24 protein-coding genes are annotated in these 22,927 nt (G+C 69.4%); 6 read left to right on the top strand and 18 right to left on the bottom strand.

Annotated features, from left to right (window positions below):
* The first annotated feature begins 8 nt into the window (after window positions 1-8).
* Genes argH through RF701_RS11165 form a run of 5 tightly spaced genes read left to right on the top strand, consistent with a single transcriptional unit; the run spans window position 9 to window position 4,608 of the window.
* Complete coding sequence (gene argH, locus RF701_RS11185) at window positions 9-1,376, top strand: argininosuccinate lyase (RefSeq protein ID WP_308815656.1); 1,368 nt, start codon at window positions 9-11, stop codon at window positions 1,374-1,376.
* Complete coding sequence (locus tag RF701_RS11180) at window positions 1,373-1,615, top strand: hypothetical protein (RefSeq protein ID WP_203309128.1); 243 nt, start codon at window positions 1,373-1,375, stop codon at window positions 1,613-1,615. Before argH ends, RF701_RS11180 begins: the two co-directional genes overlap by 4 nt.
* A gap of 16 nt (window positions 1,616-1,631) precedes the next feature.
* The gene (gene lysA / locus RF701_RS11175) at window positions 1,632-2,906 is read left to right on the top strand and encodes a diaminopimelate decarboxylase (protein ID WP_210357509.1); all 1,275 of its coding nucleotides are present in this window, start codon (window positions 1,632-1,634) and stop codon (window positions 2,904-2,906) included.
* Entirely contained in the window at window positions 2,903-3,658 is a 756-nt protein-coding gene (locus RF701_RS11170; protein ID WP_308815003.1) for an NAD(P)-dependent oxidoreductase, read from the top strand. The genes lysA and RF701_RS11170 overlap by 4 nt, the downstream gene beginning before the upstream one ends.
* Window positions 3,655-4,608, top strand: a complete 954-nt coding sequence (locus tag RF701_RS11165) for a CorA family divalent cation transporter (protein ID WP_308815002.1) — start codon at window positions 3,655-3,657, stop codon at window positions 4,606-4,608. Before RF701_RS11170 ends, RF701_RS11165 begins: the two co-directional genes overlap by 4 nt.
* Before the next feature lie 226 nt (window positions 4,609-4,834).
* On the opposite strand, the gene RF701_RS11160 is transcribed toward RF701_RS11165, so the two are convergent.
* From RF701_RS11160 to RF701_RS11075, 18 genes are all read right to left on the bottom strand, one after another.
* Window positions 4,835-5,233, bottom strand: coding sequence for a flagellar protein FliS (locus tag RF701_RS11160; RefSeq protein WP_308815001.1), 399 nt, complete (start codon window positions 5,231-5,233; stop codon window positions 4,835-4,837).
* Complete coding sequence (gene fliD / locus RF701_RS11155) at window positions 5,233-6,732, bottom strand: flagellar filament capping protein FliD (protein WP_308815000.1); 1,500 nt, start codon at window positions 6,730-6,732, stop codon at window positions 5,233-5,235. The genes RF701_RS11160 and fliD overlap by 1 nt, the downstream gene beginning before the upstream one ends.
* Before the next feature lie 48 nt (window positions 6,733-6,780).
* A complete protein-coding gene (gene flhB / locus RF701_RS11150; RefSeq protein WP_210357513.1) occupies window positions 6,781-7,899 on the bottom strand; it encodes a flagellar type III secretion system protein FlhB in 1,119 nt (372 codons plus the stop codon).
* Window positions 7,899-8,669 carry a flagellar biosynthetic protein FliR gene (fliR, locus tag RF701_RS11145; protein ID WP_210357514.1) on the bottom strand — a complete coding sequence of 257 codons (771 nt, stop codon included), beginning with the start codon at window positions 8,667-8,669 and terminating at the stop codon, window positions 7,899-7,901. The genes flhB and fliR overlap by 1 nt, the downstream gene beginning before the upstream one ends.
* 32 nt (window positions 8,670-8,701) lie before the next feature.
* Window positions 8,702-8,971, bottom strand: coding sequence for a flagellar biosynthesis protein FliQ (gene fliQ, locus RF701_RS11140; RefSeq protein WP_203309136.1), 270 nt, complete (start codon window positions 8,969-8,971; stop codon window positions 8,702-8,704).
* Between the two features lie 64 nt (window positions 8,972-9,035).
* The gene (gene fliP / locus RF701_RS11135) at window positions 9,036-9,914 is read right to left on the bottom strand and encodes a flagellar type III secretion system pore protein FliP (RefSeq protein WP_308814999.1); all 879 of its coding nucleotides are present in this window, start codon (window positions 9,912-9,914) and stop codon (window positions 9,036-9,038) included.
* On the bottom strand, window positions 9,911-10,174 hold the full coding sequence (locus RF701_RS11130; RefSeq protein ID WP_308814998.1) for a flagellar biosynthetic protein FliO: 264 nt from the start codon (window positions 10,172-10,174) through the stop codon (window positions 9,911-9,913). Before RF701_RS11130 ends, fliP begins: the two co-directional genes overlap by 4 nt.
* 15 nt (window positions 10,175-10,189) lie before the next feature.
* A complete protein-coding gene (fliN, locus tag RF701_RS11125) occupies window positions 10,190-10,492 on the bottom strand; it encodes a flagellar motor switch protein FliN (RefSeq protein ID WP_203309139.1) in 303 nt (100 codons plus the stop codon).
* Window positions 10,489-11,460 (bottom strand): flagellar motor switch protein FliM, encoded by a 972-nt coding sequence (locus RF701_RS11120; protein WP_203309140.1) that lies wholly within the window; start codon window positions 11,458-11,460, stop codon window positions 10,489-10,491. The genes fliN and RF701_RS11120 overlap by 4 nt, the downstream gene beginning before the upstream one ends.
* Window positions 11,461-11,464: 4 nt before the next feature.
* Entirely contained in the window at window positions 11,465-12,085 is a 621-nt protein-coding gene (gene fliL, locus RF701_RS11115) for a flagellar basal body-associated FliL family protein (protein ID WP_308814997.1), read from the bottom strand.
* Window positions 12,086-12,119: 34 nt separating this feature from the next.
* Entirely contained in the window at window positions 12,120-14,678 is a 2,559-nt protein-coding gene (locus tag RF701_RS11110) for a flagellar hook-length control protein FliK (RefSeq protein ID WP_308814996.1), read from the bottom strand.
* A 72-nt stretch (window positions 14,679-14,750) separates the two neighbouring features.
* A complete protein-coding gene (locus tag RF701_RS11105) occupies window positions 14,751-15,167 on the bottom strand; it encodes a hypothetical protein (RefSeq protein ID WP_308814995.1) in 417 nt (138 codons plus the stop codon).
* The gene (locus RF701_RS11100; protein ID WP_308814994.1) at window positions 15,160-16,488 is read right to left on the bottom strand and encodes a FliI/YscN family ATPase; all 1,329 of its coding nucleotides are present in this window, start codon (window positions 16,486-16,488) and stop codon (window positions 15,160-15,162) included. Before RF701_RS11100 ends, RF701_RS11105 begins: the two co-directional genes overlap by 8 nt.
* A gap of 11 nt (window positions 16,489-16,499) precedes the next feature.
* The gene (locus RF701_RS11095; protein WP_210357519.1) at window positions 16,500-17,270 is read right to left on the bottom strand and encodes a FliH/SctL family protein; all 771 of its coding nucleotides are present in this window, start codon (window positions 17,268-17,270) and stop codon (window positions 16,500-16,502) included.
* Complete coding sequence (gene fliG, locus RF701_RS11090; protein WP_308814993.1) at window positions 17,263-18,273, bottom strand: flagellar motor switch protein FliG; 1,011 nt, start codon at window positions 18,271-18,273, stop codon at window positions 17,263-17,265. The genes RF701_RS11095 and fliG overlap by 8 nt, the downstream gene beginning before the upstream one ends.
* Window positions 18,270-19,967 (bottom strand): flagellar basal-body MS-ring/collar protein FliF, encoded by a 1,698-nt coding sequence (fliF, locus tag RF701_RS11085; RefSeq protein ID WP_210357520.1) that lies wholly within the window; start codon window positions 19,965-19,967, stop codon window positions 18,270-18,272. The genes fliG and fliF overlap by 4 nt, the downstream gene beginning before the upstream one ends.
* Before the next feature lie 6 nt (window positions 19,968-19,973).
* Window positions 19,974-20,345: a flagellar hook-basal body complex protein FliE gene (gene fliE / locus RF701_RS11080; RefSeq protein WP_203309148.1), complete on the bottom strand. Its 372-nt coding sequence runs from the start codon at window positions 20,343-20,345 to the stop codon at window positions 19,974-19,976.
* On the bottom strand, window positions 20,342-21,670 hold the full coding sequence (locus RF701_RS11075) for a sigma 54-interacting transcriptional regulator (protein WP_308814992.1): 1,329 nt from the start codon (window positions 21,668-21,670) through the stop codon (window positions 20,342-20,344). The genes fliE and RF701_RS11075 overlap by 4 nt, the downstream gene beginning before the upstream one ends.
* A 273-nt stretch (window positions 21,671-21,943) precedes the next feature.
* Between RF701_RS11075 and RF701_RS11070 the strand changes: the two genes are divergently transcribed.
* Window positions 21,944-22,858 carry a flagellin gene (locus tag RF701_RS11070; protein WP_308814991.1) on the top strand — a complete coding sequence of 305 codons (915 nt, stop codon included), beginning with the start codon at window positions 21,944-21,946 and terminating at the stop codon, window positions 22,856-22,858.
* Window positions 22,859-22,927: the final 69 nt, after the last annotated feature.

The following is a 22,927-nucleotide window of genomic DNA, read 5'->3' as shown; positions in this document are numbered from 1 at the left end:
CCAATTCGATGTGGGGCGGACGGTTCGCCGAAGGCCCGGCCGCGGTGATGCGCGAGATTAACGCCTCGATCCCGTTCGACAAGCGCATGTGGCGCCAGGACATCGCCGGATCGAAAGCGCACGTCGCGATGCTGGCGCAACAGGGGATCGTGTCGGCACACGATGCCGCGGCGATCGATGCCGGGCTCGACCGCGTCGCCGCGGACTATGCGGCGCACGGCGTCCCGGAGAACCTCGCGCTCGAGGATATCCACATGCAGACGGAGGCGCGGCTGGCCGAGGCAATCGGCCCGGTCGCGGGACGCCTGCACACCGCGCGCAGCCGCAACGACCAGGTCGCGACCGACTTTCGGTTGTGGGTGCGCGACGCGATCGATCAGACCCTGGTGGCGCTCGACGCGTTCCGCGTGGCGTTGCTGACGCGCGCGGAGGAGCATGCCGCCAGCGTCATGCCCGGCTTCACGCACCTGCAGTCGGCGCAGCCGGTGACCCTGGGCCATCACCTGATGGCCTATGTCGAGATGGCCTCCCGCGACGTTTCGCGTTTCCGCGACGCGCGTGCGCGGATGAACCTCTGCCCGCTCGGCAGTGCGGCACTGGCCGGCACCGGCTTTCCGCTCGATCGCGCGGCGACGGCGGCGACGCTCGGCTTTGACGGGCCGACGCGCAACAGTCTGGACGCGGTCAGCGACCGGGACTTCGCGATCGATTACCTGACCGCGGCCGTGCAATGCGCGCTGCACCTGTCGCGCCTGGCGGAGGAATTCGTTCTGTGGGCGTCGCAGCCGTTCGGTTTCGTCGCGTTGAGTGATCAATGGTCGACCGGCAGCTCGATCATGCCGCAAAAGCGCAATCCCGATGCCGCCGAACTGGTGCGCGGTCATGCCGGCCGCATCATGGGCTGCATGACCAGCCTGATGGTGACGATGAAGGGGCTGCCGCTCGCTTATTCGAAGGACATGCAGGACGACAAGCCGCCCGTCTTCGAGTGCCACGACCTCCTCGGCCTGTCGATCGCGGCGATGACGGGGATGGTGGAGAGCGCCACCTTCCGCACCGATCGCATGCGCGCGCTGGCGGAAAGCGGCTTCGCGACCGCGACCGATCTCGCCGACTGGCTGGTGCGCGAGGCGGGCCTGCCGTTCCGCGAGGCGCATCACGTCACCGGCCGCGCCGTCAAACGCGCCGAGGAACTGGGCGTGCGTCTCGATCAGCTGCCCTTCGCCGAATTTCAGGCGATCGACGCGCGGGTGAACGAAGGACTGTACGACGTGCTGTCGGTCGACGCTTCGGTCGCCAGCCGGACCAGCTTCGGCGGCACCGCGCCCGCCAACGTACGCGCCGCGATCGCGGCCGCGCGGGAGACGATGCGATGAACCGTCGGACGATCCTGACCGTGGCGGCCGCACTCGGCCTGGCGGGTTGCGGCGCGGTGTCGGACCTCGAGCCGCCGCCGGGGCGGCCGCTGCCCGTGGCACCCGAGGGTGCGACCGCGACGCCCACGCCCAAACAATTGCTGACGCCGACGACGCAGCAGCGTCCGCAGCGCAGCGACGAACTGCTGCGTCAGTCCGACGAGCGGCGCTCGGATGAATTCGACCTGCCCCCGACCTGAACGACCCGGATCAGCCATGGACCATTTCGCCTATCGTGACGGCATCCTGCATTGCGAGGACGTGCCGCTGCCCCGGATCGCGGCAGAGGTGGGGACGCCCGTCTACGTCTATTCGACGGCGACCTTCCGCCGTCACGCGCGTGCGTTCCGCGACGGACTGAAGGACCTGCCGCGCATCCACCTGGCCTATGCGATCAAGGCGAACCCGAATCTGGCGGTGCTGCGCGTGCTGGCGGACGAAGGCTATGGCGCCGACGTCGTGTCCGGCGGCGAGATGGCGCGCGCCCTGGCGGCGGGCATCCCGGCGAAGGACATCGTCTTCTCCGGCGTCGGCAAGACGCGTGCCGAGCTTCAAAAGGGGCTCGACGAAGGCATCGGCCAGTTCAACCTGGAGCTGGAGGAGGAGGGCGAGGTCCTCGCCCGGCTCGCGGCGGCGGCGGGCAAGCGGGCGCCCGCTACGCTGCGCGTCAATCCCGACGTCGACGCGGGCACGCACGCCAAGATCTCGACCGGGCGGCGCGAGAACAAGTTCGGCGTGCCGATCGATCAGGCGGCGGCGATGTTCGCGCGCCTCGCCGCGCTGGACGGGCTCGACCTCCGTGGGGTGGCCTGTCACATCGGCAGCCAGCTGTCCGATTTGTCGCGGCTGGAAGAGGCCTATGCCCGTATCGGTACGCTCGTCGCGGAACTGCGCCGCGCGGGACACGCGATCACGCACGTCGATCTGGGCGGGGGCTTGGGCGTGCCTTACAAGGCCGGCGAGGTCCTGCCGAGCCCGGCGGAGTATGGCGCAATGGTCGCCAGGGCGACGGCGGGGTGGGACGTCGAGCTGATGTTCGAGCCGGGCCGCGTCATCGCGGGCAACGCCGGCGTGCTGCTGACCGAGGTGATCTGGGTGAAACCCGGCGTCGAGCACCCCTATGTCATCGTCGACGCGGCGATGAACGACCTTGCCCGCGTCGCGCTCTATGATGCGTGGCACGATTTCGCCGCGGTGGCGCCGGGCGGCGCGCGGATGACCGCGAACATCGCCGGGCCCGTGTGCGAAACCGGCGACACCTTCGCGCTGGCACGGGACATCGACGCGGTGAAGGGCGGCGATCTCGCGGTGTTGCGCACCGCCGGCGCCTATGGCGCGACGATGGCGTCGACCTATAACAGTCGGCCTTTGGTGCCCGAAGTATTGGTCGACGGCGATCGCTATGCCGTGGTCGCAGACCGGATCGCGGCCGAGACGATCCTGGCGGCGGAGCGGGTTCCCGACTGGCTGCAGCCCAAGGCCGGCGGATGAGCCTGCACAGCCTGCCGCTGTTCGTCCGGCTGGCGGGTCGCCCCGTCATCCTGATCGGGGAGGGGGAGGCGGCCGAGGCGAAGCGCCGTCTGCTCGCGCGTGCTGGTGCGACGATCGTCGGGGAAGCGGGCGAAGCGGCGGTGCTGGCGATCGTCGCCCTGCCCGAACCCGATGCGACGGTCGCGCGGTTGCGCGCGCGCGGCATATTGGTGAATGCGGTCGACCGGCCGGATCTTTGCGATTTCACCTTGCCCGCCATCGTCGATCGCGATCCCGTGATCGTCGCGATCGGGACTGGCGGCGTCTCCGCGGGTCTTGCCGCCGCCTTGCGCCAACGGCTCGAGGCGCTGCTGCCGGCTGCAATGGGTGCTTTGGCGGAGAGGCTGTTCGCGGCGCGCGGATCGCTGCGGCGGCGCATACCCGATATGGGCGAACGCCGACGCCTGCTTGCGCGCGGGATGGCGGAGGGACAGCCGCTCGATCCGCTGGGACCGGGCGATGCGGCCGCGGTCGACGCCTATCTCGCGGGGGCGTCGGTGCAATCGACGCAGGCGGTGACGATCCACCTGCGCTCCGACGATCCCGACGATCTGACCCTTCGCGATGCCCGTGCGTTGGCACAGGCGGATCGGGTGATCCACGATGCCGACGTGCCCGTGGCGATCCTTATCCGCGCGCGGGCGGACGCGGAACGGCTCTTGGCTCCGGCCGAGGCGGCAGAGGGACTGACGGTGCGGATTGTGCGGGTATGAGCGGCTTCGGTTACCGCATCAAGGGCGGGCGGGCGGAGGAGATTTCGTTCAAGGGTGCTTTGTGCGACGGTGCCGACCTCGTCTGGATGCATCTGTCGACGACCGCGGACCATGCGCAGCTCTGGCTGCGCGAGCGCGCGCGACTGCCGGAATATATCGTCGATGCCCTGACCGCGCAGGAAACGCGGCCGCGGTGCGAGGCGGTTGACGAAGGCGCCTTCCTCAATCTCCGCGGCCGATCGACCGAGGAGCTCGACACCACCGACCTGCTGGCGTCGGTCCGCATCTGGGCGGTCAAAGGCCACGTCTATTCCGTGACGCGCAAGCCGCTGGTTGCGGTCGGTGCAGTCCGCAAGGAGGTCGAGGCGGGGAAGATCGCCGATCCGGGTGACCTCATCGCGGCCTTCGCCACCGCGATCACCGCCGACCTCGATCCAGAGGTCGCCGAACTTGGCGACCGACTGGACTCGTGCGAGGCGGACCTTGACGCGGCGCGCATCTTCGAACTGCGCCGCACGGTCACGCAGGTGCGCGTCGCCGCCATCGGCTATCGACGCTTCCTCAGTCCGCAAAGGACCGCGCTTGAGACATTGGCGGCACTGCCGGGCGACTGGTTGCACCAGGACGATCGCCGGCACCTTGCCGCCGCGGCGGACCGCGCCGCGCGCATGGCGGAGGAATTGGAGGCGATCCGCGAGCGCGCCGCGCTGACGCACGAGGCTCTGACCGACCTGCGCAGCGAACAGATCGATCATCGTTCGCTGATCATCTCCATCGTCGCGATGATCTTCCTGCCGCTGACCTTCATCACCGGCCTGTACGGCATGAACGTCGACAATCTGCCTTACCAGCATGAACCCTGGGCGTTCGACGCGATCACCGGTGTCTGCGCGCTGATCGCGGCCGGCGTGACGATCTATTTCGTCCAGCGCCACTGGTTCCAGCGATAGAGTAGATTCACGTGCGTGGTTGCGGTTCCGGCCCTCACCCCCACCCGGCCGCCCACGCAGCGTATTCTGGATGGGCGGCCGGGTGGGGGCGAGGGCCGGAACCGCCCCGATCCAGCCTTGCTGGATCGAAGACTAGGGGCCGGCGAAGAGCCGGCGGTCACGTCGATCGGGGTGAAGACGTCGCCCGACCTAAAACGGGCGACGGGACGTGGGCGAGGGCCTCGTGTCAGGCGGCGCGGGCGATGCGCCACGCTTCGGCGATTTCGGACAGGCTCTCCGCCGCCACGCGGAACGGCGCCGGGTCGGTGCCGATCGACGCGTCGACGATCGCCTTGCGGATGCCGCCGTAGAAGCGCGACAGGGTGATGGATACGTCCCCGCCCTTTTCGAAATCCAAACCGGCTTCGAGCGCGAACAGGATCGCCGTCGCGCGCGTCACGCGCTCGCTCTTCACCGTCAGGCGGCCGTTCTCCACCGCCCAAGCGGCGGCGCGCAGCGCGGCGACGAGTTCTTCGTACAACAGCTGGACAAGCCCCGGCCCCTGCGCCTCCGCGGTCCGGCCGACGACGTCGATCTGGCGATAGGTGGCATAGGGATTGCCGGCGAGAGCGGTCGCGTAGGCCATCAGTTGCTCTTGTTCCACGCCTTGATCTGGTTATCCATGAACGTCTGCGTTGCCTTGTAGGCGGACACGCGTGCATTCATGCTGGCGAATTGCTGGGTAAGCCGCTGCGTCATCGCGTCGGACTGACGCGACAGGTCGTCCTGCTGATCCGCGACGTCCTTCTGCGCCAGCGTATAGGTGTTGGTGGACGCGCCGAGACCCGTGGTCGTGCTTGCCGCTGCGAAGGACATCTGCGCGATCGAGGATTGCAGTCCGATCGCGTTGCTGGCGGTCGGCGCGAACATCGCCTCGACCGCGTCGGGCGCGTTGGCGAGCGCCTGTTGCAGCACCGTCGAATTGACGGTCAGCGTGCCGTCCTTGTTGGTCGCGACGCCGATCTGCGCGAGTGTTGCGGGCGTGCTGCCCGTCGCGCCCGGGACGATCGATTTGGTCGTCAGCTGCTGCAGCGTTCGCATCATCGCGGATGCGGCGGGATCCCCCTTCAGCTTGCCGTTGACGGGATCGAGGTCGGTATTCAGCTGACCATAGATCTCGTTGTAGTAACTGACGAAGTTGTTCACCGCGTCGCTCAGCGCGGACGTCGGCCGCTGGCTGCCCAATGTTGTCGTGCCGGTGCCCGCGAGGTCGAGCTTCACGCCGCTGACCAGATCGCTGATCGAATTGGTTGCACGCTGAACGGTGATGCCATCGACGGTGAGCGAAGCATTGCCGGCGGTGCCGGTCAGCGTCGTCGGCGCCCCCGTCCCGACGTTGAACTGGGCAAGATTGCCCGACGGATCCGACGAGGCCGACAGCGTGAAGGCCTGCGCCGCGCCGGTCGATCCCTTGAGCGAGAGATAGGCCTTGCCGTCGCTGTCCGCGACCACGCTGGCGGTGACGCCGGCCTTGGCGCCGTTGATCGCCGCCGCGATGCCGTCGAGGCTGGCGTTGGTGACCGAAATCGAGACGGGCGTGCCGCTGCCGGCGGAAAAACCGGTCATTTGGGTGCCGTCGGGGGAATAGGTTGCGGTGCCCAGCGTGAGCGTGAACGTGCCGGACCCGATCGGCGCGCTACGGTCGGCGATCGCGCTCGTGGTGCGCGCACCCTGCGCGGTGGCAAGCGCGTTGACGGTGATCCGGGAGGACAGCGCCCCGATCGTCGCGCCGGGCAGGGCAGTGGCGTTCAGCACGCCGGTGCTCGAACTGGTCGGCTGGGTCTGGACCGTCCCCCCGGTGGCGAGCGACGTCATCACGGTCGACAGCGTCGTCATCGTGCTCTTCAGGTCGGACACCGCGGAGATCTGGGCCGTCAGCGCGTCGTTCTTCGCGGTCAGCGCGGCGGTCTTGACCGCGAACTGCGCCTGGACCAGCGACGGGATCAGCGTCGCCGTGTCGATCCCCGATCCGGAATTGAGCGAGGTCAGCAGCGCCTGCGCCGCATTCTGCGTGATGCTCTGCGCCGTCTGCGTCGGCGTCGGCGTGGGCGTCGGGGTGTTCGTGGTGCTGGTCGTGGTGGTCATCGCGAACTCCCGCCTTCACCCTGGTAAACGGCCGATGATGCCGTGGTTTTAACGAATTTTGACGCCGTTCTCGTCGAACCGGGCGCTCTCCGGCACCTCGATCGGCGGCTGGCTGCCGCCCGCCGCGGCGTTGAGGTTGAAGACGAAGGCGAGCACCGTCGCGATCGCGGTATACAGGTCGTCGCGGACCTCCTGTCCCTCCTTGGCGGTATAATAGACGGCGCGGGCGAGCATCGGATATTCGAGCACCGGCACGCGAGCCTCCGCGGCGACCTCGCGGATCGCGAGCGCGGTGACGCCGCGGCCCTTGGCGACGACGACCGGCACCTGATCCTTGCCGCGATCGTAGCGCAGCGCGACGGCGAAATGCGTCGGGTTGGTCAGGACGACATGCGCCTCGCTGACCGCCTTGCGCACGCCGCGCGTCGCCATCTGGCGCTGCATCGCGCGGATGTGGCCCTTCGCCTCCGGATTGCCCTCCGTCTCCTTGTGCTCGTCCTTGATCTCCTGCTTGGTCATGCGCAGCTTGCGCAGCAGCTGCAGGATCTGGATCGGCACGTCGAACAGCGCGATCGCGACCAGGCCCATCGCCATCGCGATCATGATGCCGGTAAAGGTGCCGCCCAGCTCGCCCAGCGCGGTGCCGAGGTCGGATGAGGACAGGCCCAGCGTCGCACGGCTCGACTTCCACAACATATAGCCGCCGATGGAGCCGAGCAGGATCACCTTGAGCAGCGACTTGCCGAGCTCGATCCAGCCGTTCATCCCGAAGATGCGCTTGAGACCCGAGGCGGGATTGATGCGGCTCGCCTGCGGCGCGAGCTTCTTGCCATGGAAGCTCAGCGAGCCGAGACCGGCCGAACTCGCGACCGTCGCGAGCACGGAGATGATCGCGAGCGCGGCGAGCGAGGGCAGCAGTTTCCAGCCCGCTTCGGCAAGCGGCCGCCAGGGCGAGAAATCCTCCACGTCGCCGCGATCGAAGCGGAAGCTCGCCGCCATCACCGCCTTGCACGCGCCGAGCAATTGCGGACCGAAGAAGATCAGCCAGCCGACGCCGGCCATCACGACCAATGCAGTGGCGAGGTCCTTTGAATGGACGAGATCGCCGTCCTCCGCCGCCTTTTGCCTGCGGCGCTGGGTTGGGGCTTCTGTCTTCTCCTCCGACATCAGCCCTCCACCAGCCCTTGCGTGGCGGCGAGCGCCTCGCGGATGATGACGAGCATATAGTCGCCCATCGCCGGGAAGGCGACGGCGAGCGCGATCACGCCGACCGCCAGGCTGGCGGGCAGGCCGACCGAGAAGAGGTTGAGCGCAGGCGCGGCGCGGCTGACCATCCCGACGACGAGGTTGAGGCAGAGCAGCAGGAAGCCGACGGGCAGCGCGAGCAGCATCCCCGCGAGAAAGGCATAGCCGCCGAACAGCGCGATCTGCTTCAGCCGGTCAGCCGCAAGCCACGTCCCCGGCGGCATCGTCTGATAGCTTTTGACGAGCAGCTCGACGAGGACCAGGTGGCCGTCGACCGACAGGAACAGCAACGTCAGCATGACGCTGAAGAACTGGCCGAGCGCCGGGGTGCTGCGGCCGTTCTGCGGGTCGATCGTGTTGGCGAAGCCGAGGCCCATCGATCCGCCGATGATCTCCGCGGCGACGAGCGGGGCGGAGAAGGCGATCTGGAGCACGAAACCGATGGCGAGGCCCACGAGCGCCTCCGCCGCGACGGCAAGGAAGGTCGCCACGGCGAAGATCTGCGCCGGCGGCGTGACCGGGTGCACGGCGAGCACGAAGATGCCGATCGCGCCCGACAGCGAGACCCGGACGGGTAGCGGGATCGAGACCGCGCCGAACACGGGCGCGACGACAAACGCCGCGCCGATGCGGATCATCACGAAGACGAGCGCCCAGAGCTGGGGCTCGATCGAGAGGCCGAAGCCCAGCATGGCTCAGCCTGCGAAAGCGCGCATGCTGCGCGTCACTTCACCAGGTCCGGGATGCGCTCGAACATGCCGATCGTGAAATCGCTGAGCAGGCCGAGAATCAGGCTGCCGAAGATCAGGATCGAGACCGCGACGACGAGCAGCTTGGGGACGAAGGTGAGCGTCTGTTCGTTGATCGACGTCGCCGCCTGGATCATGCCGAGGATGAGGCCGGCCAGGAGCGCCGGGATCAGGATCGGCGCGCTCGCCAGGGCGAGCACCCACATCGTCTGGTTGGCGAGCGTCAGGAAGTAATCGGCGTCCATCGTTCCATGATCCCGAAGCGTCTCGTTCCCGTTCGTCCGAACGGCGGCGGAATTGCGATCGCCCTTAGGTGGCGAAGGAATTGGCGAGGCTGCCCATCGTCAGCGCCCAGCCGTCGACGAGGACGAACAAGAGCAGCTTGAACGGCAGCGAGATGATCGTCGGCGACAGCATCGCCATGCCGAGCGCCATCAGGACCGTCGCGACGATCAGGTCGATGACGATGAAGGGCAGGAAGACGAGGAAGCCGATCTGGAAGGCGGTCTTCAGCTCGCTGGTGACGAACGCCGGCAGCAGCACCGCATAGGGAATGTCCTTCGGGCTCGCATAGGGGCCGCTCTTGGCCATCTGCGCGAACAGCGTCACGTCCTTGACCCGCGTCTGCTTGGTCATGAAGTCGTGCAGCGGCGCGCCGGCGCGTTCGATCATCTGCGTGCCGGCGAGCTGTCCCGCCGCATAAGGCTGGATCGCCTGGCTATTCATCTGGCTGATCGTCGGCGCCATCACGAACAGGGAAAGGAAGAGCGCAAGGCCGATCAGCACCTGGTTGGGCGGCGTCTGCTGCAGGCCCAGCGCCTGGCGCAGGACAGCGAGCACGATGACGATCCGCGTGAAGCTGGTCATCATCAGCAGGATGCCCGGCAGGATCGTCAGCAGGCCCATGATGATCAGGACCTGGAGCGACAGCGATAGCGGTGCCGACTGGCTGTTGCCGCCGCCCGCGCCGTTGCTGAGCTGGCCGAGCGCGCGGTCGACCGCGTCGCCGACGCCAGGCGTGGGGGCGGCGGGCGCGCCCTGCGCGAAGGCGGGGGCAGCGATCAGGATGGCGACGAGCAATGCGAGCGCGACCCACAGCCACTTGGCGGGCGTCGCGGTCCGGCGCTTCGCCGTCGGTTGCTGGAACAGCGCCGGGCCGGTGCCGCGACGGGTAACGGTGACGCTCACGCGAGCGGCCCCTCGGACTTGTCCACCAGGGTCACGCCGCCGCGTCCGACCGACACGAGCAGGCGCTTGCCCTCGAAGTCGAGGACCGCGAGCCGCAGGCCGGGCGAAATCATCATCGTCTCGCGCACCGCGATCAGGCGCGTCGACGGCTTGCCCGGCATGCGCGATTCGAGACGGCGCCAGAGATAGAGGCAGCCGATCATCAGGCCGCAGACCAGCGGCAGCATGATGACGAGCTTGAGGATATAGGACCAGAGCATCGAAGAAAGCCTGCCTCAGCCGCGCGCGGGCGCGGTCTTGTCGGGGGAAACCAGCTCGGTCATGCGGACGCCGAAGCGGTCGCCGACCGTGACCACCTCGCCGCGACCGATCAGCGTGCCGTTGACGAACACGTCGAGCAGCTCGTTCGCCTGCCGATCGAGCTCGATGACGCTCGATTCACCCAGCGCGAGCAGTTCGCGGAGCGTCAGCTGCGTCGAGCCGATCTCGACGGTCAGCTTCACGTCGACGTCCTGCAGCAGCCGGAAATTCGCGGCCACGGCGGCATCGACGGGAAATCCGCCGGTCATGTCGTTCATTGATCCTGTCCTTGATCGAGGTCGTGTGCGGCGCTCGGGTCGGTGCCGACGTCGAGATGCGCGATCTGGGTGAGCCGGACGGCGGCATGGCCGTTGGCGGTGCCGACGGTGCCGCGGCCGAGCAGGTCGGAGCCGACCATCACCGGCACTTCGGGGCCGAAGCTGATCGGGATGATGTCGCCTTCCTTGAGGTTCATCAGCCGCGACAGCGGGACGACGGGTTCGGCGAGCACCGAGCGGATCGGGAAGCGTACGCCCATCGCCGCGCGCGTCAGCTGCGTACGCCATGCGGGATCGGCTTCCACCTTTGCCAGCACCTTGCCGGTCAGCGTCGGTGCGTGCGGCTTCAGCGCGGTGACGGGATAGAGGATGTCGATGAACACCGGCTTCGCCTCGCCGACCGCAAGGCCGAAGCGGGTGACGATCATCGCGTCTTCCGCGTCGATCGCGAGCATCGCGGGCGAGATCTCGACACGGCCCGGCGTGAACTCGATACGGGCGAGCGGTTCCCAGGCGGCCCGCAACGGCGCCGCCAGCATTTCGCCGAGCCGGCCGACCATGGCCTCTCCCGCAGGGGAGAATTCGGCAGGGATCACCGCCGGTGCGGCGCCCGTACCGCCAAAGAACAGGTCGAGCAGCTCGAGCACGAACACGCCGTCCAGGACGCAAAGGCCGGTGCCGCCGGGCGGCACCATCGCGAGCGGCAGCCAGGCGGTCAGTCCCTCCGGCCGTTCCGCGCGATAATCGGCGAAGCGCTGCACGACGAGCGGCTCTGCCCAGGTGCGCGCCTCGCGGCGCAGCATCGGCTCGAACATGCCGCGCAGCGACCGGGCAAAACGCGCCGAGAGATGCTGCAGCGTGTGGAGGTCACCGAACGGATTGAGCTTGGCCATGCCGAGCACCGCCGCATGCGCGGCGGGGGCGCGATCCCGCGTGCGTCGATCCGTGGTTGCTTCGGCGTTAACCATGCCGTCACTGAACAACGAAACTGGTAAAGTAAACGTTACTGATCCCGCCGAATCCCTCCTTTTGCTCGAGAACCGCATTGATCGCCTTGGCCAGGCGACCCTGCAGCTGCTGCTTGCCCTCGCTGGTGAAGATCTGGTCTTCCGGCGTATCCCCGAGCGTGAGCAGCACCGCGGAGCGGACCGCGATATCGTTGGTCTTCAGATTCTCGATCACGGTGTCGTCATAGGGCGTCGAGACGGCGAGCCCGATCTGGACGATGTGCACCGAATCCTTGAGGTTCGACGTGAAGGAAGGATCCATCGTGAAATAATTGGAGGCATAACGGTCGCCGCCTCCGCCCGACGGCGGATGCTTGCCGCCGCTCGCGCTGCCGCCGCTCTCACCGCCACCATGACCGCCTTCGCCGCCCTCCTTGGGCCGCTTCTGCTCCGACTTGGGGACGAGCTTGGGGCCATTGTCCTCCGCCTTGGCGGCCCCATGTCCGCCGATCAGGCCGCTGCTGCTGGCATAGACACCGGCACCGACGCCCCCGCCGAGCAGGACGAGCACGCCAAGGATAATCACCAGCATCTTCTTCTTGCCGCCCTTTTTCTTGGGCGCATCGGCTTCGGGCTTGTCGCTCATCGTGGGTCAGTCCTTCGGGAAATGGGGAGGGGAATCAGGCGAGCCGGCCACTGGCGGCCTCCGCCTCATCGGAACCGCGGTCGCGCGGTGTGCGGTTGGGCAGGGGCGCGTCGGGGGCCCGCCGCGCCTGCTGACGGGATTGCTGCTGGCCTTCGCCGGACGGCATGGCGGAACCGCGCGTCGGCTCCGCCGATCCGCGCGGCTGCTCCGGCTGTCCCCGCGGCTGATCGTCGGTCTGACCGCCGGCCGCGTTGCCGCCGGCCGCGACCTGCGTCTCGCTGAGCCGGATACCACGCTGCTCGGCCGCCTGGACGAGCTGGGGCTGCGCATCCTGCAGCAGCGCGCGCGTCGACGCCTGATCCGCGGCGAAATGGACGTGGAGCGTGTCGCCGTCCTTGCGCAGCGCGATGTCGATCGTGCCGAGTGCGTCGGGGACGAGCCGGATCCGGGTGCTGGAGGCATCCGCCGCGTCACGCAGCGTCTCGATATGGTCGATCATCGCGTTCGGCCAGCGCTCCTGGCGCATGTCGAGTGTCGGTCGCGCGTCCGTGGCGATCGGCGCGGTGGCTTGCTGGACAGGCGTGGCGAGCGGCGTGGCGAACGCGGCGGGCAGGGCCGCCTGCCCGTCTTCCTGCCTCTGCGCTGCATGGATGGCGGCGCCGAAGACCTGTGCCGCCGGCGCGGTGACCCCCGCGGAGGGGCGCGCAGCGGGCGCGGCACTGGGCGCGAGCGCAACGGCCTGGGCCGGCGTACCGGCGACTTCGCGGGTGAACATCGCCCGTCGAGGCTCCGGCGTGCTGCCCGCGGACGATGCGCTGGCCTCTGCGGCGATGCTGCTGTCGACGGATGCGGCGGGCCTCGTGCCAGCGGGTGCGGCACGGGCGGTCGGCGGCGTGTCGGCCTGCGCGGCCAGCGGCGCGGGTGCCGGCATCGCAGCCTTGGCGGCCGTCGTCACCTGGGCGGGTATGTTAGTCGACGGCGCTGCCACGGGTGTGGCTCGCTGCGCATCGATGACGCTATCGCCGCGACGCGGCGAGGCTGGCGGCTTTCCGCGGACGGCAGCGGATGTCGCCGGGCTTGGCATGGCAGCGGGAACCGACGGCACGGCCGCGGATGTTGCTGGGCTGGCAATAGTCGCGGGGGCCGAAGTCTTCGCGGCGGGGATCGCGGTCGTCGCTGCCGCGGTCGTCGCTACCGCGGGCGGCACGGTGGCCGGCGTCGGTGTCGCGGCGGATGTCGGGGCCGGCTGCGGTATCGGGTGCGCCGTCGCGATGCCCTGCGCCACGTTCTCCTGTACCGGTGCGGCCATGTCGGGCGTCGCCGAATCGATCGAGGGTGCGGACTGTACGGCGACCGACGCGGCATAGGAGGCGGTTGCGTCGACGGTCGTCCGCAGGTCCGACGCGTCGCGGCGGCCCCCTTGGGCCTCCTTGTCGGCTGCCGCCTCGGCGCGCGCGGCGTTGCCGGATCCTGCCGTCGCGGCGGGCCGATCGACGGGCGATGCGGCGGCGAGCGGGGTGGACGCGCGTCCCGCCCCGTCCGGTACCGCCACGTCTCCGCGCGCTGCAGAAGCGGCAGGGTCGGCCGCGCGGGGCGCGAGGGCGGCGGGCGATGGCGGTACCGGCGCGACGGGTGTCGCAGCCGGATCGGGCTGGATCGCCTCGGACGGTATGTGTCCCGCTTCGGTACCCGCCTTCGGGGCCGCGTGTCGCGACGGGGTATCGGGGAGGCCGACCGGCTGTGCTGCCGGTCCGCCACGCCGGGAGCGACCGGCTTCGCCGTTGGGCGTCACGGCCGCCTGCCGGGACGCGGCGCGCGGTTTCACGGTGGCGGTCGTCGTGCCGGTATCGGGCTCCGGCGACTGCGGACGGGACGGTTCGGCGGCGGCGGGCGGCAGGTCCGGAATGGGGTCGCCGTGATCGGATATGCTCTCGGCCGTCGCGTCGCTCTCTTCCGCCGCTGGCTCGGACGACGCCGGTCCGCCGGAGGTGCGAGGCGGAAGGGCCTTGCGCTGCACGGTCCGCGGCGCGCGGTCTGCCTTGGTTTCCTCGCGCGGGGCCGGCCGTGGTTCCTGGATCGCGTCGGTGTCGCTTGCGGCATGCGCGTCGACGGGAGATGCGATTGCCGCCTTCGCCATGGCTGCGGCGGAGGCGGTCGACCGGATCGTCGCCAATGGCGTGGCAGGGCGCGACGGCAGCCCCGGTGCGTCCGTATCGATCGCGGGTGTCGATGGCGCCCTGATCGGAGCCGCCGGCGTCAGAAGTGCCGTGGCCGTCGGCGCGGCGGCGCCCGCAGGCGACGGCGCGGGCTGCGCTGCCGGCGCGGGCATGTCGGCGGGCAGGGGAAGATGGACCGCCGCAAGCCAATCGAGCGCCGGATCGGCCCCACCGGCAATCGTCGGCAAAACCGGCAACGCCTTGCCGGAAACCGTCGGGGTGCCGGCTGCCGGTTCGACGTCCGGTGCGGTGGCGGGCACCAGATCCGCGCCAATCGCCAGCATCGACAGCCCGAAGGCCGCGCCGTCGCCCGGTGCGGCGCCGGCCACGGCAAGGCCGGGGGCGGTCGTTCGCAAGGCGGTGGCGGGCTGGATCATGATAGGGCTCGTATCGGTTGGGGCACCGGCAAGCCGGCTCTCGTTCCGATCATCAGCAAGAAACGTGCCGTTTTATTCCGGCTGCCAGCGCCGCGGCGGGGGCGGTGCCTCCTCCAGCGCGCGCATCTCCTTGCCGAGCGCGGCGATCCGCGCGCGGTCGAGCAGTTTTTCGACGGCGGTCTGATCGCGCTTCGCGCCGCGGGTCGCCTCCGCCGCGCGTGCGACATGGTGGCCGGCCATCTCGACGCGCGCCTGTGCGGCACTGGCCGACTGGTGCAGCCGCTCGCGGAAATGCGCCTGTGCCAGCATCGCGGCCCCGCCGGTCTGGCTCGTCACCGGCGCGACGGCGTCGGCTAGCGCCTGGATGCGACCGGCGAGCTGCGTCTCGCTGTGATGCTTTTCGTGCGCGCGCATCTCTTCGGCGCGGACCAGATTTAGCTGGAGCGTGCGCACCCGATGGATGCGATACAGCTTCTTGGCGTCAGGCACCGAACACGCCCGTCAGCTCCGCGACGGCGTCGTCGAGCGATACCGTCTCGTCGGCCGCCTGCTTGATATACTCCATCACCACCGGGTGGCAGGCGATCGCCGCGTCGATCGCGGCATCGGCGCCGGCGCGATAGGCGCCCATCAGCACCAGGTCGCGATTCTCCTCGTAGGTCGCCAGGTGCCGGCGCAGCACGCGCGCGGCGCGCAAATGGTCGGCATGGGCGATGTCGGTCATTACGCGGCTGACGGAGGGGCCGATGTCGATCGCCGGATAGACGCCGCGCTCGGCGAGGTGGCGGTTCAACACGATATGCCCGTCCAGGATCGACCGAGCCGAATCGACGACGGGGTCGTTACCGTCGTCGCCATCGGCGAGCACGGTATAGATGGCGGTGATCGATCCGCCCGTAGTCACGTCGGTGCCCGCACGTTCGATCAGTTTGGGCAGCATCGCGATCGCGGACGGCGGATAGCCGCGCGCGCTGGCCGGTTCGCCCAGCGCCAATCCGATCTCGCGCCCGGCGTGCGCGACGCGCGTCAGGCTGTCCATGATCAGCAGGACCTTCTTGCCTTCGGCGCGGAACGCCTCGGCGATCGCGGTGGCGCGCAACGCGCCGCGGATGCGCAGCACCGGCGAGTGGTTCGCGGGCACGGCGACCACCACGGACCGCGCACGCGCGGCCCCGGCCACCTTGGTCTCCAGGAAGTCGGCGACTTCGCGGCTGCGCTCGCCGATCAGGCCGATCACGATGACGTCGGCCTTGGCGGCCTTGACCATCATCCCGAGCAGCACGGACTTGCCGACGCCCGACCCGGCCATGATGCCGACGCGCTGGCCCTGGCCGATCGTCAGCAGGCCGTTGATCGCGCGCACGCCGACGTCGAGCGGCTCCAGAACCCGACCGCGATCGAGCGGCGACTGCAACTTGCCCGCCAACGGCCAGCGCCCGGCGCCGCGGATCGGACCCAGGCCGTCGATCGGCCGACCGGCACCGTCGACGACGCGACCGAGCAAGGCCGCGCCGACCTCCGCCTCGCCTGGAGGGCCGATCGGGCGTACCGGCGCCTTGGGCAGTAGCGGCGCGGGGCCGCCGAGGTTCATCAGCAGCGTGCGACCGCCGCGGAAGCCGATCACCTCCGCCTCGACCTTGCTGTCGCCGTGTCCGCCGATCTCGCAGACCGTGCCGACCGGCAGCGACAGGCCGACCGCCTCCATCAGCAGGCCGTCATAGGAGGCGAGGCGGCCCGATACCTTCGGCGCAGGACGGAAGTCGGCGATGCCGAGCGTGTCGAGATAGTCGGCCGTGAAGCGGTTGAGCATCGATCTGCGGTTCAGGCTGCGGTGGGGGGAACGGGGACGCGGTCGATCGCTTCGGCGAGCTGCTCGAGCCAGAGCTCCGGACCATCCTCCACCAGGGTGGAGGCGCTTTCGAGCACGAAGCTGCCGCGCGCCACGGCCGCGTCGCCGATCGCGAAGATCGACTTGGGCAGGTTGCCCTCCACCAGCGCCACGTCGGCGGGGTTGAGGCGCAGCATGGCCGATTCGCTCGCATCGGCAAGCAGGTCGGCGGCGGCCTCTATCCGACGGGTGAGCACCTCCGCGGCGACGCCGGTCTCGCCGACCAGCCGCGTCACCAGCAGCATCACCGTCTGCCGGAGCTGGCGGGCGATGCGCTCGCGGTCGAGCTGGTGTCCGTTGGCGAGCGCGGCGGCGAGTTCGACGAGCAGCGCCTTGTCCCGGTCGCCGCTTTCGCGTGCAGCAGCGGCGGCGGCCGCCAGCCCCTCGGCATAGCCGGCCGCGTGCGCGGTCTCGACCGGGTCGATGAACGGCGTCGGTTCGGCGGATGCGTCGAGCGGGTCCCAGCCTTCGGTCGCCCGCCCCATGCCGCCGCCGTCTGCGGGGCTGAAATGCTTCGGCCTGACCGGCGAATCGTCCGCCATCTCGCGCGCGATACGGTCCCACATGTCGCGCGGCGTGAAGCCCGGCGTCGGCGACAGCGCGGCGGCAAGCAGGTGCGGCGGCGTGTCGTGCCGCACCGCGAAGCCGGCGACGAAGCTGGCGGGCGACGACGGGCGGGCGCCGGAGGCGAAGGCGTCAGACATAATCGTCGTCTCCGCCGCCCATCATGATCGTGCCGTCCTTGGCCAGGTTGCGTGCGATGGCGATCATCACCTTCTGCGCGTCGAGCACCTCGGCGAGCTTCATCGGGCCGCGCGCTTCCATCTCGTCGCGGATGCCGTCGGCGGCGCGCGCCGACATGCAGCCCAGGAAGCGCTCGCGTGCCGCCTCGTCCACGCCCTTGAGCGCGCGCGACAGGACGTCGCCGTCGACATTGCGGATGAGCGTGCCGAGATTCTTGTCGTCCATGTCGAGCAGATTGTCGAAGACGAACATCGCCTCCTCGATCGCCTTGGCGAGATCCTTGTCGATCTTGAACAGCTTGGGCATGACGCGCTGCTCGGTGGCCTTGCGCGCGCCCTGCAGGATCTTCGCGGCCTCGCGCGTGCCGCCCAGCGTCAGTCCGGCTCCGCCGCTGCCGCGCCGGTTGGCGAGTAGCGTCTTCAGCGTGTCGATCGCGTCCGGGTTCACCGGGCCGAGCTTGGCGATACGGTGCAGGATGTCGGGCTGCGATCCTTCGGGCAATTGTTCCAGCACCTTGCCGCCGACCGCCGGATCGAGGTTGGCGATCACCACCGCGGCGATCTGGGGATGCTCCTTCTCGATCATCGCCGCGATCTCCGGGGCATCGAGCCAGCTCAGAATCTCCAGGCCGCAGGCCGCGTCGGGCGGCGTGATCCGGGCAAGGATGCTGCCTGCCTTCTCGTCGCCGAGCGCGCGCGTCATCACCGCCTCCACCTTGGGGCGGGGATCGAACGAGATGCCGGTGCGATCGCGCGCCTTGCCGGTAAAGTCGTCGAGGACGTTCGCCATCTCTTCCTCGGAAACGTCGGCGACGTTGAGCATCGCGGCGCCCAGCTCGCGGACCTCTTCGGGATCGAGCTTCTGGAGCATGGCCGCGGCTTCCTCCTCGTCGACGAGCATCATCAGCACGGCGGCGCGTTCGACGCCGGTGAAGTTGCGCGGGGCGGTTGCGACGTCGCTCATTTCGCATCCGCCTTCATCATGTCGCGCAACGCGAGGGCGGCGCGGGCGGGATTGTCACGCGTGAAGCCGCGCACCGCGCCGATCCGGTCGTCGATGTTCTGGCTTTCCGCGAGCCGCTCGAGCCCGACGGGGTGATGCACGGTGATCCCCTCCGCGGCGAGCGCCGCGGCCGTGTCACCATCCGCCGCACCCATCGGCAGCGCGCCCGGCGTGGCTTCCTCGCGCTTCTTCATCAGGCCCTTGGCAAGCGGACGCACGCCGAGCAGCAGGACGAGCAGGGCGATGACGATCGCGGTCGCGTTGCGCGCCAGCACCGGCAGCCAGGCATTGTCGTACCATTTGGATGTCGCGACGTCGCCCGGGTCGGCGAACTTGCGGCTGATCACGGTCACCTGGTCCTGCCGACCCTGGTCATAGCCCACCGCGCTCTTCACGAGATCGGTGATCTGGCCGATCTCCATCGCGCTGCGCTTGCCGGTGGCCGGATCGCGGAGCAGCACGGCGACCGACAGGCGCTTGACCGTCCCCGGAGCGTTGCGCGTCACGGACACCTCCTTGCCGAGGTCATAGGCGCGCTGGAAACTGTCGGTCTGCTTGTTCGGATTGGGCGCTGGGCCGCCGGGGGTCGGCGCCGGATCCGGTGTCGCGGGCTGGCCGCTCGCGCCATTCGCGGGCTGCGGCGTCGACAGCTGGCTGGCCGGCGGCGGCGTGTTGCTGAGCGCGCCGGGAATGCCGCCCGGCGTCGCCGGCGAGGGCGCCTGATTGCCGGTCCAGTTGCCGGTCTCGGCCCGCAGCGCGCCCTGCTTGTCGTAGCTTTCGCGCGTCGCCTGGGTCTCGTCCAGGTTGATGTCGGCCTGCACCTCCGCGGTGAAATTGCCCACGCCGACGAGCGGCGTGAGCAGCTGCGTCAGCTGCTGGCGGACCTTGGATTCCGTCTGGCGCTGCACCTCGAGCCGCTTGTCGCTGTCGCTGGTCGCCCCGGCGCCGCCGGGCTTGGACAGCAGCGCGCCCATCTGGTCGACCACGGAAACGCTTTCCGGCTTCATCCCCGGCACCGACGAGGCGACGAGGTTGACGATCGACTGGACCTGCGCGTCGCTGAGCGCGCGGCCGCCCTGCAGCTTGATGATGACGGAGGCGGACGGGCTGGCGTTGTCGCGGACGAACACCGACGATTCCGGCATGGCGAGGTGGACGCGTGCCTCGGCGACCGCGTCGATCTCCTCGATCGAGCGGGCGATCTCGGTCTCGCGCGCCTGGCGCAGGCGTTCGCCTTCGACCGCGCGGCTCACGCCCATCGGCAGCTGGTCGAGGATCGCATAGCCGCCCGGCGCCGCCTTTGGCAGGCCCTGGCCGGCGAGCAGCATCCGCGCCTTGCTATACTTGTCCTCGTCGACCGTCAGCGCACCCGTGCCGTCGTCTATCCGGCTGTTGATCCCCGCCTGGGTGAGCGCGCTGGTGACCGCCTGCTTGTCGGCATCGGTCAGATTGGTGAACAGCGTCTTCTGCGTCGGCGTCGACAGCGTCATCCAGGCGAGCGCGGCCGCGGCGATCAGGCCGACGAGCATCGCCATCGGCAGACTGCGGCGCACCGCGGGCTGTGCCAGCACGCCCTTGATCTGGAGGAAGGGGTTGGCGAACTTCTCGGGCAGAGCGTTCGCCGACGGCGTGGTGGTGGTGAGGGCAGTGCTCATCGCGCGTTACACCGGCATGCTCATGATGTCCTTGTAGGCGGACAGCAATTTGTTACGGACCTGCAGCGTCGCCTCGAAGCCGACGGATGCCTGCTGACGGGCGAGCATCACCTTCGCGATGTCGACGGTTTCGCCGCGCTCGTAGCTTTCGGACAGCGCATTGGCCTTGTTCTGGCCCTCGTTGACGCTTTTCAGCGCGTCCTGCAGCGAGTCGGCGAAGCTGGCCGGCTTGGCCGCGCCGCCGGTCGCCTGCGCGCCGTCGACACCGGCTCCCGAACCGGCGCGGGCGAGCGCCTGATTGCGTTCGAGGATCTGCGCGCGCAGCGCCATCACCCGGTCGACGCCCATCGCGCCGCCGACGCCGGACACGCCGCTCATGCGGACACCGCGACGCTAGCGGGGCGGGCGAGATCCTCGCCCTGCTCGCGCGCCTTGGCGAGGCGGTAGCGCAGGGTGCGCTCGGAGATGCCGAGGCGGCGCGCCGTCTCGATCCGGCTGCCGCCGCAGGCGGCGAGCGTTTCGCGGATCGCCTGGAATTCGCTCATCTGAACGACATTGCCCAGCGTGACCGCGCCGTGCGTCGCGGCTTCGGCCGGAGCCGCCGCGACAGGCGGGCGCAGCTGCACGACCTGCGCGGGCTGCGTCTGGTGGAAGGTGAAGCTGATCGGGCGATCGAAGACGATGTGGCTGGCGTCGATCGTGTCGCCGCCGGCGAACAGCAGCGCGCGCTGGATGACATTCTCGAGCTCGCGGACGTTGCCCGGCCATTCGTGGTTGACCAGCGTCTCGATCGCCTCGCGCGTCGGCCAGGGTACGATCTGGCGAGTGCCGGCGTGGCGCAGGATCATCGTCGCGACGAGCGCGGGAATGTCCTGCTGCCGTTCGGCGAGCGGCTTGGTGGCGAGCGGAAAGACCGAGAGGCGGTAGTAGAGGTCGGCACGGAAGCGGCCGGCGGCCACTTCGCCCTGCAGGTCGCGGTTCGCGCAGGCGATGACCCGCACGTCGACCGCCTCCGGCTGGCTGGCGCCGATCGGCACGACCTCGCGCTCCTGCAGCACGCGCAGCAGCTTGGCCTGCAGCTGGAGCGGCATTTCGGCGATCTCGTCGAGCAGGATGGTGCCGCCGTCGGCCGCGCGGAAGAAGCCTTCGCCGCCGCTCGACGCGCCGGTGAACGCGCCCTTCTGATGGCCGAACAGCAGCGCTTCCAGCATCGTCTCGGGCAAGGCCGCGCAGTTGATCGCGACGAACGGGCCGTTGCGGCGGGGGGAGTTGTTGTGGATCGCGCGCGCCAGCACTTCCTTGCCGGTGCCGGTCGGTCCGTTGATCAGCACCGTGATGTCGGCCTGGGCGACGCGTTCGGCCAGCGCCAGCAGCGCCAGGCTTTCGGGATCGGCGGCCGTGGGGGTGTCGGGTCCGGCGAGCAGCGCGCGGACGAAGCCGTTGCCGACCGCGGTGTCGTTCGGCCCGAAGGCGATTCGCGCCGGATTGCCGTTGGTCGAGGGGACGACATATTGCCCGTCGTCGCCCAGCACGACCGTCCGCGCCGGCGCCGGCGGCACCTCGCCGTCGGCGATCAGGAACATGTCCGACGCCGCCGGACGGGCCGAATCGGTGCTGCCGATCGTGAAACCCTGTGCCCGCAGGCTGGACACGAGTGCGTAACGGCGCCCCGACACGGCGGCGGAAGGAAAAATCGAACGCATGGCTATCCCCCAAGGATGCAGCCTAGATGCGGCAGTATTGGTAAATGCCCCGTTAAAGCGGCAGCCGGCCCGGCAAAATATTTCCGGGCGCGCGTGCCGGCGGCGCGATGCGCGCGCGCGTGATCTTCCTATGGGGGCGATGGTGATGCCGGCGACAGGACGATGCCGCGATTTTTCTCCTAAAACCCCGATTTGCACGGCCGTTATCCCCTTTGACGGCTCGGCCCTCCGCTGAAGGGGGCGGCGGGAAGGCCGTAGCAAAGGAGACCTCACATGACTGTCATCGGCACGAATATCGCGTCGCTGCGTGCGACCAACGCCAACGCCACGGCCAGCAGCGCGCTGCAGACCTCGATGGAGCGCCTGTCGACCGGCAAGCGCATCAACTCCGCCAAGGACGACGCGGCCGGCGTTGCGATCAGCAACACCATGTCGGCCCAGATCCGCGGCATGAACCAGGGCATCCGCAACGCCAACGACGGCATCAGCCTGGCGCAGACGGCGGAAGGCGCGCTGGGCGAAGTCAGCAACATGCTGCAGCGCATCCGCGAACTGGCGGTACAGGCGACCAGCGGCACCTACAGCGCCAGCGACAAGGCGAACCTGCAGCAGGAAGCGTCCGCGCTTCAGACGCAGATCACGTCGACGCTCGCCAACACGCAGTTCAACGGCAACAAGCTGTTCGACGGTTCGGTGACCGCTCCGACCCCGGCTCCCACGCCGACGCCGACGCCGACCCCGACGCCGACGCCGACGCCGACCCCGACGCCGACCCCGACGCCGACCCCGACTGCCAGCACCTTCCGCATCCAGGCGGGCGCGAACAGCACCGACGCGGTCGACCTGTCGATCACCAAGCTGACGACCGATACGACGATCACCGCGGCGACCTCGGTCGACCTGACGACCGCGACCAATTCGTCGCTCGCCACGATCGACTCGGCGCTGACCACCGTCAGCACCGCCCGTGCCAGCCTCGGCGCCTCGCAGAACCGTCTGCAGTCGGTCGTCAACAACCTGACCACCAACGCGACGAACCTGACGGATGCGAAGAGCCGCATCGAAGACGCGGACTTCTCGACCGAGACGACCGCGCTCGCCAAGGCACAGATCCTCAGCCAGGCGTCGACCGCGATGCTGGCGCAGGCCAACCAGTCGCAGCAGGGCGTGCTCAAGCTGCTCCAGTAATCCGGCGCGGCGCCGGCACCGCCCCCCAAGGGTTCCGGCGCCGACGGACCGGCTCTTCCCCAAGGAGAG

Source organism: Sphingomonas sp. GV3 (assembly GCF_031082075.1).
Lineage (GTDB): Bacteria > Pseudomonadota > Alphaproteobacteria > Sphingomonadales > Sphingomonadaceae > Sphingomonas > Sphingomonas beigongshangi.
The sequence above is the reverse complement of the archived record's forward strand: the minus strand, read 5'-3'. Positions and strand labels throughout refer to the sequence as shown.

Coding starts and splice junctions, on each gene's coding strand:
- argH (WP_308815656.1), top strand. CDS start 9: ATGTGGGGCGGACGGTTCGCCGAAGGCCCGGCCGCGGTGATGCGCGAG.
- RF701_RS11180 (WP_203309128.1), top strand. CDS start 1,373: ATGAACCGTCGGACGATCCTGACCGTGGCGGCCGCACTCGGCCTGGCG.
- lysA (WP_210357509.1), top strand. CDS start 1,632: ATGGACCATTTCGCCTATCGTGACGGCATCCTGCATTGCGAGGACGTG.
- RF701_RS11170 (WP_308815003.1), top strand. CDS start 2,903: ATGAGCCTGCACAGCCTGCCGCTGTTCGTCCGGCTGGCGGGTCGCCCC.
- RF701_RS11165 (WP_308815002.1), top strand. CDS start 3,655: ATGAGCGGCTTCGGTTACCGCATCAAGGGCGGGCGGGCGGAGGAGATT.
- RF701_RS11160 (WP_308815001.1), bottom strand. CDS start 5,233: ATGGCCTACGCGACCGCTCTCGCCGGCAATCCCTATGCCACCTATCGC.
- fliD (WP_308815000.1), bottom strand. CDS start 6,732: ATGACCACCACGACCAGCACCACGAACACCCCGACGCCCACGCCGACG.
- flhB (WP_210357513.1), bottom strand. CDS start 7,899: ATGTCGGAGGAGAAGACAGAAGCCCCAACCCAGCGCCGCAGGCAAAAG.
- fliR (WP_210357514.1), bottom strand. CDS start 8,669: ATGCTGGGCTTCGGCCTCTCGATCGAGCCCCAGCTCTGGGCGCTCGTC.
- fliQ (WP_203309136.1), bottom strand. CDS start 8,971: ATGGACGCCGATTACTTCCTGACGCTCGCCAACCAGACGATGTGGGTG.
- RF701_RS11130 (WP_308814998.1), bottom strand. CDS start 10,174: ATGCTCTGGTCCTATATCCTCAAGCTCGTCATCATGCTGCCGCTGGTC.
- fliN (WP_203309139.1), bottom strand. CDS start 10,492: ATGAACGACATGACCGGCGGATTTCCCGTCGATGCCGCCGTGGCCGCG.
- RF701_RS11120 (WP_203309140.1), bottom strand. CDS start 11,460: ATGGTTAACGCCGAAGCAACCACGGATCGACGCACGCGGGATCGCGCC.
- fliL (WP_308814997.1), bottom strand. CDS start 12,085: ATGAGCGACAAGCCCGAAGCCGATGCGCCCAAGAAAAAGGGCGGCAAG.
- RF701_RS11110 (WP_308814996.1), bottom strand. CDS start 14,678: ATGATCCAGCCCGCCACCGCCTTGCGAACGACCGCCCCCGGCCTTGCC.
- RF701_RS11100 (WP_308814994.1), bottom strand. CDS start 16,488: ATGCTCAACCGCTTCACGGCCGACTATCTCGACACGCTCGGCATCGCC.
- RF701_RS11095 (WP_210357519.1), bottom strand. CDS start 17,270: ATGTCTGACGCCTTCGCCTCCGGCGCCCGCCCGTCGTCGCCCGCCAGC.
- fliG (WP_308814993.1), bottom strand. CDS start 18,273: ATGAGCGACGTCGCAACCGCCCCGCGCAACTTCACCGGCGTCGAACGC.
- fliF (WP_210357520.1), bottom strand. CDS start 19,967: ATGAGCACTGCCCTCACCACCACCACGCCGTCGGCGAACGCTCTGCCC.
- fliE (WP_203309148.1), bottom strand. CDS start 20,345: ATGAGCGGCGTGTCCGGCGTCGGCGGCGCGATGGGCGTCGACCGGGTG.
- RF701_RS11075 (WP_308814992.1), bottom strand. CDS start 21,670: ATGCGTTCGATTTTTCCTTCCGCCGCCGTGTCGGGGCGCCGTTACGCA.
- RF701_RS11070 (WP_308814991.1), top strand. CDS start 21,944: ATGACTGTCATCGGCACGAATATCGCGTCGCTGCGTGCGACCAACGCC.